This window comes from Rathayibacter sp. PhB1, from assembly GCF_004362935.1.
Classification (GTDB): domain Bacteria; phylum Actinomycetota; class Actinomycetes; order Actinomycetales; family Microbacteriaceae; genus Rathayibacter; species Rathayibacter festucae.
Map to the genome: position 1 here is coordinate 433,517 of NZ_SNYD01000003.1, position 16,528 is coordinate 450,044.

Sequence of the window (16,528 nt, forward strand, 5' to 3'; positions counted from 1 at the left end):
CACCATCACCAGGAGCCGAGTCTGCAGAACGCACGTGCTGACGGGATCGAGTCTCGATACGCCCCTGCGGGGCTACTCGACCAGCATGCTTCGGCCCAGCACGCTGCAAGACCCGCCCTCTTCGCCGGTCGAAAGCTCGCGCAGCTGGTCCTCTTGCTGGTCGAGTAGCCCGCGCAGCGGGCGTATCGAGACCCACCATCACCAGGAGCCGAGTCTGCAGAACGCACGTGCTGATGGGATCGAGTCTCGATACGCCCCTGCGGGGCTACTCGACCAGCATGCTTCCGCTGAGCACTGCCAGTGAGGCCCGCTCCGCCCTCTTGCTGGTCGAGTAGCCCGCTCAGCGGGCGTATCGAGACCCACCATCGCCAGGAGCCGAACGCAGAATCCGTATGAAGAGGGCGTCGGGTCTCGATACGCCCCTGCGGGGCTACTCGACCAGCATGCTTCCGCCGACCACTCCCGCGGGAGACCCGGCCCGCTTCACTGGCGAGCCGCCCGCGCAGCGGGTCCTTCTGTTGGTCGAGCAACCTGCGCAGCGGGCGTATCGAGACCCCCGACCAGCATCGTTCGGCCGGGGATCCCCGGCTCAGGGCGCGGCGAGGTGGAGCCGGTCGTCGCACCAGCGCGCGATCGCGCGGTCGTGGGTCGCGACGACCACGCTCGCGCCGTGACCGGCCAGCTCGGCCAGCACGTCGAGCACGGTCTCGCTGTTCTCGGCGTCGAGGGCGCCGGTCGGCTCGTCGGCGAGGACCAGGGTCGGGCTCTTCACCAGCAGCCGGGCGAGCGCGACCCGCTGCTGCTCGCCGCCGCTCAGCCGGGCGACGCGCTCGCGGCCCCGCCCCGCCAGGCCGACGCGCTCGAGCGCGCGCTCGAACCGGTCGCGGTGTCCGCGCCGCTCGCCGAGCGCGATCGCGAGGTTCTGCTCGACGGTCGCGGTGTCGACGAGGGCGTAGCTCTGGAAGAGGTAGCCGAGCCGGTCCCGCCGGAAGCGCCGGCGGCCGTGCGCCCGGAGGCGGGTCAGCTCCTCCCCGTCGACCTCGATCGAGCCCGAGTCGGGGGCGTCGAGGAGCCCGAGGCAGTTGAGGAGCGTCGACTTGCCGCTGCCGCTCGCACCGGTGAGGGCGAGGGTGCTGCCGGAGGCGACGGTCACATCGAGCCCGCTCCACAGCGTGCGTCGGCCGTAGCCCTTGGCGAGGTGGGTGGCGAGGATCACAGGAGGCCTTTCCGTTCGGTCGGGAGGAAGGAGTGGAGCGGGGAGCGCATCAGGTGTCGACGACGGGTGAGCGGCTCGCCCTCCGGTGCGCGAGGGCCAGGCACGCGAGGAGGAGCGCAGCGCTGGCCGCGACCACGCCGATGTCCAGCGCGGTCTGCTCGAGCAGGAAGTTCTCGGTGTCGACCGTGCCGAGGTCGATCACCGTGCGGACGTCCTTCGGATCGCGGAACCACTGCGGGACGACGGCGACCGCCAGCGTCGCCGTCAGCAGCACACCCTCCAGCAGGAGCCCGCTCCGGTGCGCCGTGAGCGGTCCGAGCCCGGACAGCCGGTGCACGAACGCCCGCTTGCGGTCCTTCTCCACCAGCACCACCGCGGCGACGAGACCGGTGAGCAGCACGACGATCCCGCCGCTCACGAACCCGATCACGTTGATCGCGTGGGCACCGAGCGCCCGCCGGTACTGCTCGTTCGCCTGATACGCCACTGGAGTGATGGAGGCCACGAAGTGGGAGAGACCGCCCATCTCGATCGCGGCCGGGAGCGCCGCGGGTTCGGTGAAGATCACTCCGCCCTGGGTGATCACCGCGACCAGCTCGGAGGCGGCGAGCACCCCGACCGATGGCAGAACGACGACGATCGGATCGACGAGCTCCGGCTCCGGGCGGAAGCTGTGCTCACCGGAGCCCAGGGTGACGAGGGCCTGCCCTGACGGCACGACGTGCTCCGCGACGGGAAGACCGACGGTCGCGGGTGCCGGATCCGAGACGCTCGACTGCGTGTCCTGCCAGGAGTGCAGGTCGGCCAGCACGGACAGCCGGTACTCAGCAGACGTGTCCTCCGGCTCGAGGACAGTGATGACGCCGTCGGGGACCTCGGTCATCCGGCGCCCGTCATCGCCGAGCACCTCCACCCTCCGGAGGTATCCCTCGTTCACGAGCAGCACGTTTCCCTGGTCGCTGAGTCCCGGCGTGACGAAGATCACCCCTCCGGAGGCTTCCTGCGAGACGGCCAGATCGGCCAGTCGCCGATCAGCGGCGTGGTACTCGGACGGGCTCAGGTAACCGCCGATACCGAGCGTGACCGCATCTTGCGCGACACTCCGGAGCTCGCGGCTGCGGCCCTCGATGTCCGCGACCCGGGCGCTCTGCCCGAGCGCGGCGACGATCGCGAGCAGCACCAGCACCGCCGGGACCCGGACGGCGTAGACGCCGAGCAGCACCCACCAGCCGTCGATCTCGCCCTTCACCTGGTCGACGAGCCGCCGGCCGTCGGTGAGGGCGATCGCGAGGATCTGCGCGACGACCGCGGCGAGCAGGAGGAGCGCGAGAAGCCGACCGGAGAGCGCGAGGACCGTCGGCAGCTGCGCGAGGCCGTTCAGAGCGGCCGTCGCGAGAGCGACCGCCGCCACTCCGCCGACGGAGAAGGCGACCACCGGGAGCGCGAGGAAGCGCCACTCCGAGAGCAGGATCGTCAGGAGCCCCGCGCCGTGCAGCCGCTGCACCCCGTGCGCCTGGCTCCGCAGCAGCGTTCCCGCTCCGACCAGGACGATGACGGCGAGCAGCACGACGGCGAGCGAGCGCATCAGATCGCCGTACTCGCGGTACGTGTCGACGTCGATGCCCGAGGCGTAGGGCGCGACCCGGCCCGACCAGCCGCCGTTCTCGATGACCGCGAGCACCGCCTCCGCATCCGCTCGATCACCCCCGACCAGCCAGGCCCCGCGCGGATCGAGCAGACCGAGGTCCTGCAGCGGCGCGACCGTCGTCGTGATCGCGGTGTCGACAGCGCCGTAGCCGTCACGGAGCAGCTCCGCCGCGGTCCCCTCGCCTGCGACGTAGAGGTGGCGCACGGTCGCCGGATCCACCGAATCCTCGACGTACCGGACGATGTCGACACCACGACCGTCCGCCAGCGCCGTGAGGTCACGGTAGACCTCGCTCGCGGAGACCCGGGGTGCCGCGTCCTGCGACACGACGAGCTGCCAGCCCCCGTTCCACACCGGGCCACGCGCATCGAATGCGCGAACGAACAGGACGGCGAGCACCGCCGCCAGGACTACGGCCAGCACATAGCCGAGGACCACACTCTTGCTTCTCACAGCTCTCCCGCTGTCAGGGCGGGCGAGGCCGAAGCCCCGCCCGCCTCTCGATCAGGACTCAGCAGACGTCGTAGTACGCGGAGTCGACCTCGAACGTGCGAGCGGGTGCACTCACTGAGGCGTCCCGGCCCGCAGCCTTGCAGCCGGTGCGGTGGTACTCGCCGTTGAAGACTGTCGCCTTGTGCGACCGCGAGTCGTGCTGATACGACGACAGCACGGTCCCGCCGGTCGTCCCGTGGATCCACGTCCCTCCCTCCTCGGGGTGGGACACGGTGTACGCCGCCGCCACGGGCGCGATCAGCATCGCCCCCGTGAGGGCGAGTCCGGTGATGAAGGACCGGCGGGAGCCGGGTGCTCGGAAGGACATGGTGGGACCTCTCTGTGTTCGGACCGCGGTCGCCGACGCCGGCGAGGCGGCCTGCGCTGCCGCAGCGAGGGAACCGTATGCCCGGACCCATACTGATCTGATCACATCGACGAGGCATCCCGACAACTGGGCGCGTTTCAGTACCTGTGGAGGAGCCTCGACACCTCTCCGCATCCCGCCGACCGGCCGGGCAAGCGCATACCCACCCCCACCCCGCGCTCAGCGGCCGGAACCGCCCCCCGCGCGGGAGTACCGTGACGCCATGACAGCGCAGGACGACATCGGTGCGGAGCAGGCGCCCGCGAAAGACTTCTCGCACGAGCAGGAGGGCTACCAGCACGGTCTGAAGCCCCGCCAGCTCCAGATGATCGCGATCGGCGGTGCGATCGGAACCGGGCTCTTCCTCGGCGCCGGCGGCCGCCTCAACTCCGCCGGCCCGGCCCTCGCGATCGCCTACCTCGTCGCCGGCGTCTTCGCCTTCTTCATCCTCCGCGCCCTCGGCGAGCTCGTCCTGCACCGTCCGTCGTCCGGGTCGTTCATCTCCTACGCCCGCGAGTTCTACGGCGAGAAGTTCGCCTACGCGGCCGGTTGGATGTACTTCCTCAACTGGGCGATGACCTCGATCGTCGACACCACCGCCGTCGCCGTCTACCTCAAGTACTGGTCGGCCTTCACCGCGGCGCCGCAGTGGCTCCTCGCCCTCATCGCGCTGCTCGTCGTCCTCGCCGCGAACATGGTCGCGGTGAAGGTCTTCGGCGAGCTCGAGTTCTGGTTCGCGCTGATCAAGGTGACGGCGCTGGTCGCCTTCCTCGTCGTCGCACTGATCTGGCTCGTCTTCGCCTTCCCGGTGCAGGCCGGCGGCGAGAGCGTGCAGACCGGCGTCTCGATCCTCGAGGACAACGGCGGCATCCTGCCCAACGGACTGCTCCCCGCGGTCCTGGTGATGCAGGGCGTCGTCTTCGCCTACGCCGCGATCGAGCTGGTCGGCACCGCCTCCGGCGAGACGCAGGACACCGAGAAGGTGATCCCCCGCGCGATCAACTCGGTGATCTTCCGGATCGCGATCTTCTACGTCGGCTCGATCGTCCTGCTCTCGCTGCTGCTCCCCTACACCGCCTACAAGGAGGGCGAGAGCCCCTTCGTCACCTTCTTCTCCTCGATCGGCGGGCCCGAGGTCGGCACCATCGCGGGCTCGATCATGAACTTCGTGGTCCTCACCGCAGCCCTCTCCTCGCTCAACGCCGGCCTCTACTCCACCGGTCGCGCGCTGCACTCGATGGGGATGAACGGCTCCGCCCCGAAGTGGACCACCCGGATGTCGCGCGGCGGCGTCCCCTACGCGGGCATCCTGCTCACCGCGACCTTCACGGTGGCGGGCGTGGTGCTGAACTACTTCGTGCCGAGCCAGGCGTTCGAGATCGCGCTGAACATCGCGAGCCTGGGCATCATCACGGCGTGGGGCACGATCATCCTCTGCCAGATGCGGCTGCGGCAGTGGGCGAAGAAGGGCCTCGCGAAGGAGCCGTCGTTCAAGCTCCCCGGCGCCCCGGTCACCTCCTGGCTGACCCTCGTCTTCCTCGCCGTGGTGCTGGTGCTGATGGCGATCGACTTCCCGGTCGGCACGCTCACCATCGCGTCGCTGGTGATCATCGTCCCGCTGCTGGTGGCCGGCTGGTTCCTGCAGCGCGGCCGCATCCTGCGGATCGCGGAGCTGCGCGACGGAGTGACGGGGCCGTTCCCGGTGACCGGTCGCGACCCGTCCGCCCAGGTGCGGCGCGGCCGAGACGACGAGAGCTGAGGCCCGCCGGACCGGCGCCCCGCCCGCGCGCCCACCGTTACTCTCGATCGCGCGGGCGCCCACGCGCCGGCGGAACGGGAGCGGCATGGCCACGGTGGACTCCGCGGAGCGGCGCGCGCGCCTGATCGAGCTGCTCGAGCGCGACGGCGCGATCCGCCTCGACGACGCGGCGACCGAGCTGGACGTCTCGACGATGACCGTCCGTCGCGACCTGGCCGACCTCGAGGCGGAGGGACGACTCAGCCGGGTCCGCGGCGGCGCGGTCGCCGCCCTCCGCCCCCGCCCCTTCGCCGAGCGCCTGGCCGCGGGCGCCGCCGCCAAGCGCGAGATCGCCCGCAAGGCCGTCGCCCTGCTGCCGGACTCGGGCGCGATCGCGGTCGACGCCTCCTCGACCGCCGGCACCCTGCTCGCCGCCGCCCCGGAGTCGCCGAGGCTGCTGATCGCGACCAACTCGCTGGAGAACCACGCCTCGGCCCGTGCCACCCGCGCCCGGGTCGTGCTGATCGGCGGCGAGCTGCAGGCCGAGACCGACAGCTTCGTCGGCCCGCTCGCCTGCGCCGGCGCGGCCGAGCTGCACTACGACCGCTTCTTCACCTCGGCGTCGGCCGTCACTCGCGCGGGTACCAGCGAGGTGACGCTCGAGGAGGCCCAGGTGAAGCGCGTGCTCGTCGCCGCCTCCGCTGAGACGGTGCTGCTGGTCGACTCCTCCAAGCTCGAGCGCACGGCCCTCGCCCGCGCGCTCGACTGGGACGCGATCGCGGTGCTCGTCACCGAGCTCGACCCCGCCGACGAGCGACTCGACCCGTTCCGCGGCCTCGCCGACGTGCGCTGAGCATCGCGCCCCCTGCCGTGACCCACGACCGACCGGCACAGCGAAGGCTGGATCGACGAACCCGCCCGATCCCGCCCGGTTCCAGCCGTCCAGCCTTCTCTCTGCGGACAGCACGCCGCCGACCATTGACCGGCGCTCGGTCCGGCTGTTAGCTTCTGTGACAGTTAACACACTCGTTCAATCAGACGGAGAAGTCATGGCAGCCTCGACCGCCGCAGAGCTCATCGCCCGCTCGAACCGCCTCGGGGCCGACCCGCGCAACACGAACTACGCGGGCGGCAACACCTCCGCGAAGGGCGTCGAGACCGATCCGGTCACCGGCGAGCCCGTCGAGCTGCTCTGGGTCAAGGGCTCCGGCGGCGACCTCGGCACCCTGAAGGAGTCCGGCCTCGCCGTCCTCCGCATGGACCGCCTCCGCGCGCTCGTGAACGTCTACCCCGGCGTCGACCGCGAGGACGAGATGGTCGCCGCGTTCGACTACACGCTGCACGGCAAGGGCGGCGCCGCCCCCTCGATCGACACCGCGATGCACGGCCTCGTCGACGCCGCGCACGTCGACCACCTGCACCCCGACTCCGGCATCGCCTTCGCGACGGCCGCCGACGGCGAGCGCCTCACCGCGGAGGCCTTCGGCGGCACCGTCGCCTGGGTCCCGTGGCGCCGCCCCGGCTTCCAGCTCGGCCTCGACATCGCCGCGATCAAGGAGGCGAACCCCGAGGTCATCGGCGCGATCCTCGGCGGCCACGGCATCACCGCCTGGGGTGACACCAGCGAGGAGGCGGAGGCGAACTCGCTCCGCATCATCGAGACGGCCAGCGCGTACATCGCCGAGCACGGCCGCCCCGAGCCCTTCGGCCCCGCCCTCGACGGCTGCGCCGCCCTGCCCGAGGAGGAGCGCCGCGCCAAGGCCGCCGCCCTCGCCGCCCACCTGCGCTCCATCGCCTCGCACGACCGCCCGCAGGTCGGCCACTTCACCGACTCCGCCGAGGTCCTCGACTTCCTCGCGAGCACCGAGCACCCGCGCCTGGCCGCGCTCGGCACCTCCTGCCCCGACCACTTCCTCCGCACCAAGGTCAAGCCGCTGCTCGTCGACCTGCCGGCCACGGCCACCGTCGAGGAGATCGTCGAGCGCCTCCCCGCCCTGCACGAGGCCTACCGCGCCGACTACCAGGCCTACTACGACGCGCACGCGACGCCCGAGAGCCCCGCGATCCGCGGCGCCGACCCGCTGATCGTGCTCGTCCCGGGCGTGGGCATGTTCTCCTACGGCGCGAACAAGCAGACCGCCCGGGTCGCCGGCGAGTTCTACGTCAACGCGATCAACGTGATGCGCGGCGCCGAGGCGATCTCGACCTACGCGCCGATCGACGAGGCCGAGAAGTTCCGCATCGAGTACTGGGCGCTCGAGGAGGCGAAGCTGCAGCGCATGCCGAAGCCCAAGCCCCTCGCCTCGCGCATCGCGCTCGTCACCGGCGCCGCCTCCGGCATCGGCAAGGCCATCGCCACCCGCCTCGCCGCCGAGGGCGCCTGCGTCGTCGTCGCCGACCTCGACCTGGCCAAGGCGCAGGCCGCGGCCGCCGAGCTCGGCTCGACCGACGTCGCGGTGGGAGTGGCGGCGAACGTCTCCGACGCCGCCGCCGTGAAGGCCGCGATCGACGCCACCGTGCTCGCCTTCGGCGGTCTGGACCTGGTGGTCAACAACGCCGGCCTCTCGCTCTCGAAGTCGCTCTTCGACACCACCGAGGCCGACTGGGACCTCCAGCACGACGTGATGGCGAAGGGCTCGTTCCTCGTCTCGCAGGCCGCGGCCCGCGTGCTCGTCGATCAGAAGCTCGGCGGCGACATCGTCTACATCTCCTCGAAGAACTCGGTCTTCGCCGGCCCGAACAACATCGCCTACTCCGCGACCAAGGCCGACCAGGCCCACCAGGTGCGCCTGCTGGCCGCCGAGCTCGGCGAGCACGGCATCAAGGTCAACGGCATCAACCCCGACGGCGTCGTCCGCGGCTCCGGCATCTTCGCCTCCGGCTGGGGCGCGAACCGCGCCAAGACCTACGGCATCGACGAGGAGGACCTGGGCGCGTTCTACGCCAAGCGCACCATCCTCAAGCGCGAGGTCGTCCCCGAGAACGTCGCCAACGCCGTCTTCGCCCTCTGCACCTCGGACTTCTCCCACACGACGGGGCTTCATGTCCCTGTCGACGCTGGGGTCGCGGCGGCGTTCCTCCGATGACCGCGACCGAAGGAGTCCTCCGATGAAGGCCGTCGCGGCGGTCGACCTCGGCGCCACCAGCGGGCGCGTCATCCTCGGCTACGTCGGCCACGACGAGCTGCGGATGCGGCACGTCGCGCGCTTCCCGAACCAGCCCGTCCGCGTGCAGGAGGGCGCCGAGTCCGCGCTGCACTGGAACATCCTCGAGCTGCACCGCTCGCTCACGACCGGGCTGACCAACGCGCTCCGCGACGAGCCCGAGGTCGTCTCGATCGGCGTCGACTCCTGGGCCGTCGACTACGCCCTGCTGCGCCGGGGCCGGATGCTCGGCGCGCCGTACCACTACCGTGACGAGCGGACGGCGCGCGGCGTCGCCGACGTGCACGCGCGGATCGGCGCGGAGGAGCTCTACGCGCGCACCGGACTGCAGCACCTCCCCTTCAACACGCTGTTCCAGCTCGCCGCCGAGCGCGACGTGCTCGCCCTCGCCGACCAGGCGCTGCTCGTCCCCGACCTGATCGGCTACTGGCTGACCGGCGTCGCCGCGACCGAGATCACCAACGCCTCCACCACGGGTCTGCTCGACCCGCACACCCGCGCGTGGGACCACGAGCTCCTCACGCGCCTCGATCTGCCGCTCGGGATCCTCGCGCCCCTGATCGAGCCGGGCTCCCGGCTCGGCTCGCTCCTGCCCGCCGTCGCCGCCGAGCTCGGCGCCCCGGCCGGGCTCGGCGTCGTCGCCGTCGGCTCGCACGACACGGCCTCGGCCGTCGTCGCCGTGCCGGCCGCTGGCGAGGACTTCGCGTACATCTCCAGTGGCACCTGGTCGCTCGTCGGCGTCGAACTCGAGGAGCCGGTGGTCTCGCTGGAGGGTCGGGCCGCCAACTTCACCAACGAGGGCGGCGTCGACGGGCGAGTCCGATTCCTGAAGAACGTCTCCGGCCTCTGGCTGCTCTCCGAGTCGATCCGCACCTGGGAGCGCAGCACCGGCGAGCAGATCGACCTCGCCGAGCTGCTGCGCCAGGCCGCGGCGATCCGCGGACCGATCACGACCTTCGACCCGGCCGACGAGCGCTTCCTCGCCCCCGGCAACATGCCCGGCCGGATCGTCGAGTGGTGCGTCGAGCGCGGTCTCGCGCAGCCGCGCACCCGGCCCGAGTTCGTCCGCTCGATCCTGGAGTCGCTCGCCGAGGCCTACGCGAGCACCCTCGCCGACGCCGTCCGGCTGAGCGGCAAGCGGGTCCGCACGATCCACGTCGTCGGCGGCGGCTCGCAGAACGAGCTGCTCTGCCAGCTGACCGCCGACCGCACCGGGCTCCCGGTCGAGGCCGGTCCCAGCGAGGCCACGGCGATCGGGAACATCATCGTCCAGGCCCGCGCGCAGGGTCTCGTCTCCGGCTCGCTCGAGTCGCTGCGCGCGCTCGTGCGCCGGGCGTTCCCGCCGACGCGCTACGAACCCCGTCCCTCCTCCCCCGAGAAAGGCTGACCAGCATGGTCCAGCGCCAGTTCCCGAAGCCCGTCGAGCTGCTCGAGTACCTCAGCTTCAAGAAGCCCGAGCTCGACGGCCGCAAGCGTCGCCTCGACGCCGCCCTCACCATCGAGGACCTCCGCTCGATCGCGAAGCGCCGCACCCCCAAGGCCGCGTTCGACTACACCGACGGCTCCGCCGAGGGCGAGATCTCCATCGCCCGCGCCCGCCAGGCGTTCGAGGACGTCGAGTTCCACCCCCAGGTGCTCCGCGACGTCGCCGCCGTGGACACCACCGCCACCGTCCTCGGCGCGCCCTCCGCCATGCCGTTCGGGATCGCGCCCACCGGCTTCACCCGGCTGATGCAGACCGAGGGCGAGACCGCAGGAGCCGGAGCGGCCGCCGCCGCGGGCATCCCCTTCACCCTCTCCACCCTCGGCACCACCTCGATCGAGAACGTGAAGAAGGCCAACCCGCACGGCCGCAACTGGTTCCAGCTCTACGTCATGCGCGACCGCGAGATCTCCTACGGCCTCGTCGAGCGCGCCGCCAAGGCCGGCTACGAGACCCTCTTCTTCACCGTGGACACCCCCGTCGCCGGCGCCCGCCTGCGCGACAAGCGCAACGGCTTCTCCATCCCGCCGCAGCTCACCGTCGGCACCGTCCTCGACGCCCTGCCCCGCCCGTGGTGGTGGTTCGACTTCCTCACCACCCAGAAGCTCGAGTTCGCCTCCCTCAGCGCCACCGGCGGCACCGTCGGCGACCTGCTCGACCTCGCCATGGACCCCACCATCAGCTTCGAGGACCTCAAGGTCATTCGCGAGATGTGGCCCGGGAAGCTCGTCATCAAGGGCGTGCAGAGCGTCGAGGACGCCCACAAGTTCGCCGACTTCGGCGTCGACGGCATCGTCCTCTCCAACCACGGCGGCCGCCAGCTCGACCGGGCCCCCATCCCCTTCCACCTCCTCCCCGAGGTCGTCCGCGAGGTCGGCACCGACACCGAGGTGATGGTCGACACCGGCATCATGAACGGCGCCGACATCGTCTCCTCCATCGCCCTGGGAGCGAAGTTCACCCTGATCGGCCGCGCCTACCTCTACGGCCTGATGGCCGGTGGCCGCCAGGGCGTCGACCGCACCATCGCGATCCTCTCCGACCAGATCGTGCGCACCATGAAGCTCCTCGGCGCCCACTCCCTTGAAGAGCTCACCCCGGCCCACGTCACCCAGCTCGAGCGCCTCCAGCCCCGCCCCCGCGCCTGACCCTGGAAGCATTCCGGTCGAGTAGCCGCCGCAGACGCCCTCATGCTGGTCGAGTAGCCGCCGCACGCGCCCTCATGCTGGTCGAGTAGCCGCCGCAGGCGGCGTATCGAGACCCACGTCCTCAGCAAGGTGGATCTCGATACGGCCGCCATGCGGCCTACTCGATCAGCATGCAAGGAGCTGACGCCTTTTCCGCCGCAGGCCACCTCATGCTGGTCGAGGAGCCGCGGAACGCGGCGTATCGAGACCCGCCGTCGCCAGCAGGGCGGGTCTGCAGACCTGTCTTCTGACGGTGGTGGATCTCGATACGGCCGCAAAGCGGCCTACTCGATCAGCATGCAAGGGGCAGCCGCTCCGCCGTCCCCCGTCCACGCAGGCGCCACATGCTGGTCGAGTAGCCGCCGCAGGCGGCGTATCGAGACCCGCCGCACCCAGCCTCTTGCCAGGAACACCCGCAGCCCGCTACGGTCGACGAACGCCACCACGAAAGGAGCCGACCATGACGAACGCGCCGCACTTCACCACCGCCGGCTTCTTCGGCGCCCTCTCCGACTGACCGGTCGAGCCTCCCGCTCGTCATCGCTCAGACGGTGACGGCGCAGAAGAAGCTCCCGGCCCCGCGGCACCGCCGCTCGGACCGTCGTCCCGTTCCCGACCCGATCCCGGGTCCTGCGCGCCGCCCCTCCGGCGGCCGCTCCGCGCGCTCCGAGCGCGCTCCTCGCCGCGCCCTCCAGGCGCTCTCCGGCGCGCCCGCGCGCCAGCCGCCCGGCATCGACCGGGCCCCGCACGAAGGACACCATCGTGAACACCGCAGCGACACTCGTCGCCCGCCTCCCCCGACCCCGACTCGCCCAACTGCTCGACCGCCTCGCGCTCCGCGCAGGCATCGCCCTCGTGGCGTGGAGCACCCGGGAGCGCCGCCTCCCGCCGACCCACGCGGAGGTCACCGCCCTCCGCCACGAGCGCGCCCACCTCGAGGACCGCGAGCGCCGCACCGCGCTCCAGCGCCTCCCACGCTGACCCCGCCCACAACGCAGAAGTTGCGGTAGTCGAATGCGACTACCGCAACTTCTGCGTCATGAGCCGAGCGGCCTAGAGCTGCTGGTCGAACACCTCGGCCTTGCGGAGTGCGTCCTGGAACCCGAAGCCCAGCACGCCCTCGTACTCCCAGACCTCCAGCCGATCGCCGGGATCGACCCCGTCGATGAGGAAGGTCGTCTCCGCGTCCTCGGTCGACTTCGAGACACCGGCCACCCCGCGGGCATCGTTCTGCCGCATCTCGGCGACGGGCTTCCCGCCGACGACGACCACGAAGCGCCGATCCGACTCGACGATCGCGTCCGGCAGGGTCACCAGGGCACGACCGTCCGAGATCGACGCCTTCACGAACGTCGGCTCCGCCGGGGCGGGCGAGGCAGGCGCAGCCGGAGTGGCCGTCAGAACCTGGTCGAGCAGCTTCTCCTTGCGGTGGGCCGGATCGCGCGAGTCGTACCACGTGCCCTCGTACTCCCAGACCTCCAGGTGCTGACCCGGCGTCACCGTGCTGAACTCGAACAGCTTGGCGTCGCCCTCGCGCCACACCTTCACGGGCCCGTACGCCGCGTCGCCCTGGATCTCACCGAGGTCCCTCCCTCCGGCGGAGACCACCAACCGCTTGTTCGTTCGGAGGACCTCATCGGGCACGGACAGCACGGCGTTCCCGTTCACCAGGGACACCGCCACGCCGGGCTTCTCGCCCACCTGCTGGTCGAACAGCTTCGCGATCCGCTTGACGTCCTCCACCCCGAAGTCGAACCCTGCTCCCTCGTACTCCGAGACCTCCACCCGGCTGCCGGGCTTCACACCGAGGAGCTGTACCCGCGTCAGGTCACCGTCGGTCCGCTTGCTGCCGAGGAACGCGGTTCTCCCGTCCTGGCCGCCGCCGATGAAGGTCTCCCCGCCGTAGCTCTGACCGACCTCCACCCCGTCGGCCCGGAACACGAGCCTCCTCTCCGCCGCGAAGACTGCGGTGGGCACGCTCACCACTGCGAAGCCGTCCTCGAACGACGCCGTCAGTCCCGACTCGACCGGAGCGTCCGACGCCGGGAAGTCGGCCAGCTTCTTGATCCAGTGGGCGTCGTCGACGTCGTCGCCCAGTGATCCCTCGAGCTGGAAGACCTCCAGCCGCTCACCCGCCTGCGCGGCACCGAACTCGACCTTCATCCGGCCGTCCAGCGCGTAGTACGACTTCCCGCCGACAACGACGCCGTTCTGGATCTGACCGAGGACCCTCTCCCCGGCGCGGACCATGAGCCACGTGTCCGACGAGGCGATCTCACCGGGGAGACTCACGATCACGTGACCGTCCACGAGGGATGCCGTCACGGTCGAACTCGCTGCAGAAGCGGACGTGGCGGCCGCAGCCGCGGACCGTGAAGCGCCGATCCCGGCTCGATCGGCTGGTGCGGCCGTCGCCGGCGTCGCCGACAGCAGGCCGACCAGGGCGGTGGCGGCAGCGCAGGCCGCCAGAGTGCGCGTGCTTCTCATGGAATTCCCTTCCCTCAGTGCGACCGGCGACGACGAAGCGGCATCTCCTGGAGCAGCCCCGGCCGGTCACGAGGAGCCATTGTGTTCCCGGCGCACCGCACCCCTTCTCCCCCTGTCGCGCAGTGCGGCATGCCCGTCCCGCCCCGCTCGAGAACCCGGACGTCGCGGTGGCCGCTCTCGAGTCCCGCTCGCAGCGCCGCCGCCTCGACCGCCTCGCGCTCCGCGCGGGCATCGCGCTGAACGGACCCCACAACGCAGAAGTCGCGGTAGTCGAACGCGACTACCGCGACTTCTGCGTTCTCAGCCGGAGCCCGATGTCGGGGGCCGGCGGACAGCGCGGGCTATGCCGCGGGAGCGGACGGCGCGGTCGCCGGAAGGGCATCGCCGAGCTGCGCGGCGTACAGCCTCGTCCGGCGGAGGGAGTCGTCGAACCCGTCGTCCAGCGATCCCGCGTACTCCGTGACCGCCATGCGATCGCCCGGCTTCACCCCGGGGATGTAGAGGACCGTCCGCCCCTCTACGACATCGGGCACCACCCTCAGCACACCGCGGGTCTGCTTGTTCTGGATCTGAGCGACGGGCTTCCCCTCGACGATCACCACGAATCGCTTGTCCGTGCGGTAGAGGTCATCGGACACCGACACCAGCACCCCCTCGTCCGAGAGCGTCGCGATCACGAACGGCTGCTGCGCGATCGGCGCCCCTTCGGGCACCGTCTCGGCCGTCGTCGGAACGGCATCGCCGAGCCGCGCGGCGAACAGCCTCGTCCGGCGGAGGGAGTCGTCGAACCCGTCGTCCAGCGATCCCGTGTACTCGGTGACCGCCATGCGATCACCCGGCTTCACGCCCGGGATGAGCAGGACCGACCGCCCATCGACGACATCGGGTACCACTTTCGTCACACCCCGGGTCTGCTTGTTCTGAATCTGAGCAACGGGCCTCCCCTCGACGATCACCACGATCCGCTTCTCCGAGCGGTAGAGGTCGTCGGACAGCGATACCAGCGCCCCGTCGTCCGAGAGCTCCGCGATGACGAGCGGCGGCTGCGCGGTCGATGCCGCTCCGGGAGCGGCCGCGGTCGACTCCGTCGCAGCGGCCGGCTCGGCCGCCGTGTCGGCGAGCGCGGGCTCGATCGGCGTCGGAGTCGGGGCCGGCACGGTCGGCACCTCCCGCGAGGGATGACCGAGCTCGCGGACGTCCGGTCCGCCCGGCTGCACGTTCCCGGACATGGCCGCCTCGCCGCGATCGGACGGCCCGGCCGGCACGTCGGTCACGGAGTGGCCGAGGAGTCCGAGACCGGAGCCGGGCGACTCCTCCCGCTGGACGATTCCTCCAGCACCCCCGTCGAGCTGGCCGGCCATCGCCGGAGTCGCGGACAGCAGCCCGAGCAGAGTGGCCGCGGCGACGCAGGCCGCTGCGGTGCGCGTGTTCCTCATGGAGATTCCCTTCGATGAAGGCGACCAGCGACAGAGAGCGGCACGTCTCGGGACGGCCTGAGCCGGTCGCGACGAGACATTCTCACCTGAACGTTCCTCCGGCCGCTTCCCTGTGGCGCGGTTCGCACGCGACTCCACGGAGCCCTGCTCGCGAGCCCCCCGGATCACCCACCGCGCACCCGTCCGCCTCGCGCTCCGCCTCGGGTCCCCTAGGCCCCTAGAGCGTCACGGCGAACAACCTCCCCTTCGAATTCTCCGCTGTCAGCGGATCCAAGATCTTCCCCTCGAACTCCCAGACCTCCAGCTGCTCACCGGGCTTCACATCGGGGATCTCGAACAGCCGGTCCGTGCCCTCCTTCCACTCCCGGTCCACCCCCATGGTGGTGTCCCCCTTGATCTCGGCGCGGACAGTGCCGATGGCGACCACGAGCCACTGGTTCGCGGCGAGGAACTTCTCCGGCACCGAGACCACGGCTTTGCCGTCCACGAGAGTCGCTGTGATATCGGAACTGACCGCGACCTGCTGGTCGAACACCGTCTCCTCCCTCGGCTCGGAATCCCGGCGGAGATCCAGTCGGCCGAAGTACCGCCGGATCTCCACCCGGCCACCGTCCTTCCCCGCGTCGACCCGGAAGCGCGCCACTCCGTCCGGACCCTCCGTCGACAGGAGGTGGACGCCGCCGATCTGACCCTCGGCACTGGTCTCGCCGACGTATGTCCCGTCGACGGAGAACACGAAGCGGTTTCCCGAGGAGAACCGCTCCATGGGCAGGGAGACGATCAACCTCCTGTCCGCTTCGAGGGATGCCGCGAAGCCGGGAGCCGCAGCCGGAGCCGACCCGGTCGGCGCCTCCGGTAGGGGCCGCTCGGGCAGAGGCGCGTCCGGTCCGCCCGTCTGCTGGGAGCCGAGCATGCCCGCATCGCCGCGGTCGGACCGCGCAGCCGGCGCGTCCGTCACGGAGTGGCCGAGCAGTCCGAGGCCCGAGCCGCTCGACTCCTGGCCCCGGACGATCGAGGCGTCGCCGCGATCGAGCTCGGAAGCCAGCGCCGGCGACGCCGACAGCAGGCCGAGCAGGGTCGTCGCGGCCACGCAGGCCGCGACAGTACGGGTGTTTCTCATGGATGTCCCTTTCCTCGATGCGACCAGCAGCGAAGGAGCGGCACGTCGATTGACGGCCGCAGCTGATCGAGCTGAAGCATTCTCACCTGGACGTCTCGACGACCGTCGCCCACTGGCGCGTCCTGCACGAGCGGGTCGGCCCGCACCGGACAGGTGAGCAGCGCCGACCGGACCGCGCCGCACTCCTCGC

At 71.1% G+C, this 16,528-nt stretch carries 12 protein-coding genes; 6 read left to right on the plus strand and 6 right to left on the minus strand.

Going from position 1 to position 16,528, the window contains the following annotated elements; all coding sequences use genetic code 11:
• Nucleotides 1-589: 589 nt before the first annotated feature.
• From EDF17_RS09760 to EDF17_RS19820, 3 genes are read right to left on the minus strand one after another with little or no spacing between them, the layout of a single operon-like run.
• A complete protein-coding gene (locus EDF17_RS09760; protein ID WP_123446916.1) occupies nt 590-1,216 on the minus strand; it encodes an ATP-binding cassette domain-containing protein in 627 nt (208 codons plus the stop codon).
• Nucleotides 1,217-1,265: 49 nt separating this feature from the next.
• Nucleotides 1,266-3,317, minus strand: coding sequence for a hypothetical protein (locus EDF17_RS09765; RefSeq protein ID WP_133671975.1), 2,052 nt, complete (start codon nt 3,315-3,317; stop codon nt 1,266-1,268).
• Nucleotides 3,318-3,375: 58 nt separating this feature from the next.
• A complete protein-coding gene (locus EDF17_RS19820; protein WP_132436830.1) occupies nt 3,376-3,684 on the minus strand; it encodes a lactococcin 972 family bacteriocin in 309 nt (102 codons plus the stop codon).
• A gap of 262 nt (nt 3,685-3,946) precedes the next feature.
• Between EDF17_RS19820 and EDF17_RS09775 the strand changes: the two genes are divergently transcribed.
• The 6 genes from EDF17_RS09775 (at nt 3,947) to EDF17_RS09800 (ending at nt 12,276) form a co-directional block, all read left to right on the plus strand.
• Nucleotides 3,947-5,482 carry an amino acid permease gene (locus tag EDF17_RS09775; RefSeq protein WP_123446919.1) on the plus strand — a complete coding sequence of 512 codons (1,536 nt, stop codon included), beginning with the start codon at nt 3,947-3,949 and terminating at the stop codon, nt 5,480-5,482.
• A gap of 85 nt (nt 5,483-5,567) precedes the next feature.
• Complete coding sequence (locus tag EDF17_RS09780; RefSeq protein WP_123446920.1) at nt 5,568-6,314, plus strand: DeoR/GlpR family DNA-binding transcription regulator; 747 nt, start codon at nt 5,568-5,570, stop codon at nt 6,312-6,314.
• A gap of 196 nt (nt 6,315-6,510) precedes the next feature.
• Nucleotides 6,511-8,547 carry a bifunctional aldolase/short-chain dehydrogenase gene (locus EDF17_RS09785; RefSeq protein ID WP_123446921.1) on the plus strand — a complete coding sequence of 679 codons (2,037 nt, stop codon included), beginning with the start codon at nt 6,511-6,513 and terminating at the stop codon, nt 8,545-8,547.
• Between the two features lie 22 nt (nt 8,548-8,569).
• Nucleotides 8,570-10,012, plus strand: coding sequence for a rhamnulokinase family protein (locus EDF17_RS09790; protein WP_123446922.1), 1,443 nt, complete (start codon nt 8,570-8,572; stop codon nt 10,010-10,012).
• 5 nt (nt 10,013-10,017) lie between these two features.
• A complete protein-coding gene (locus tag EDF17_RS09795; protein ID WP_123446923.1) occupies nt 10,018-11,256 on the plus strand; it encodes an alpha-hydroxy acid oxidase in 1,239 nt (412 codons plus the stop codon).
• A gap of 801 nt (nt 11,257-12,057) precedes the next feature.
• Complete coding sequence (locus EDF17_RS09800; RefSeq protein WP_123446924.1) at nt 12,058-12,276, plus strand: hypothetical protein; 219 nt, start codon at nt 12,058-12,060, stop codon at nt 12,274-12,276.
• Between the two features lie 72 nt (nt 12,277-12,348).
• Here EDF17_RS09800 and EDF17_RS09805 read toward each other — a convergent pair whose 3' ends face one another.
• The 3 genes from EDF17_RS09805 to EDF17_RS09815 all read right to left on the minus strand — a co-directional run bounded on the left by EDF17_RS09805 (nt 12,349) and on the right by EDF17_RS09815 (nt 16,308).
• On the minus strand, nt 12,349-13,620 hold the full coding sequence (locus EDF17_RS09805) for a hypothetical protein (protein WP_133671977.1): 1,272 nt from the start codon (nt 13,618-13,620) through the stop codon (nt 12,349-12,351).
• Between the two features lie 503 nt (nt 13,621-14,123).
• Entirely contained in the window at nt 14,124-15,218 is a 1,095-nt protein-coding gene (locus EDF17_RS09810; RefSeq protein ID WP_123446926.1) for a hypothetical protein, read from the minus strand.
• A 217-nt stretch (nt 15,219-15,435) separates the two neighbouring features.
• Nucleotides 15,436-16,308: a hypothetical protein gene (locus EDF17_RS09815; RefSeq protein ID WP_133671978.1), complete on the minus strand. Its 873-nt coding sequence runs from the start codon at nt 16,306-16,308 to the stop codon at nt 15,436-15,438.
• Nucleotides 16,309-16,528 lie beyond the last annotated feature (220 nt).

Excerpts from the sequence above, each read along its gene's own strand:
- EDF17_RS19820 (WP_132436830.1), bottom strand. The coding sequence starts at position 3,684 with ATGTCCTTCCGAGCACCCGGCTCCCGCCGGTCCTTCATCACCGGACTC.
- EDF17_RS09775 (WP_123446919.1), top strand. The coding sequence starts at position 3,947 with ATGACAGCGCAGGACGACATCGGTGCGGAGCAGGCGCCCGCGAAAGAC.
- EDF17_RS09780 (WP_123446920.1), top strand. The coding sequence starts at position 5,568 with ATGGCCACGGTGGACTCCGCGGAGCGGCGCGCGCGCCTGATCGAGCTG.
- EDF17_RS09785 (WP_123446921.1), top strand. The coding sequence starts at position 6,511 with ATGGCAGCCTCGACCGCCGCAGAGCTCATCGCCCGCTCGAACCGCCTC.
- EDF17_RS09790 (WP_123446922.1), top strand. The coding sequence starts at position 8,570 with ATGAAGGCCGTCGCGGCGGTCGACCTCGGCGCCACCAGCGGGCGCGTC.
- EDF17_RS09795 (WP_123446923.1), top strand. The coding sequence starts at position 10,018 with ATGGTCCAGCGCCAGTTCCCGAAGCCCGTCGAGCTGCTCGAGTACCTC.
- EDF17_RS09810 (WP_123446926.1), bottom strand. The coding sequence starts at position 15,218 with ATGAGGAACACGCGCACCGCAGCGGCCTGCGTCGCCGCGGCCACTCTG.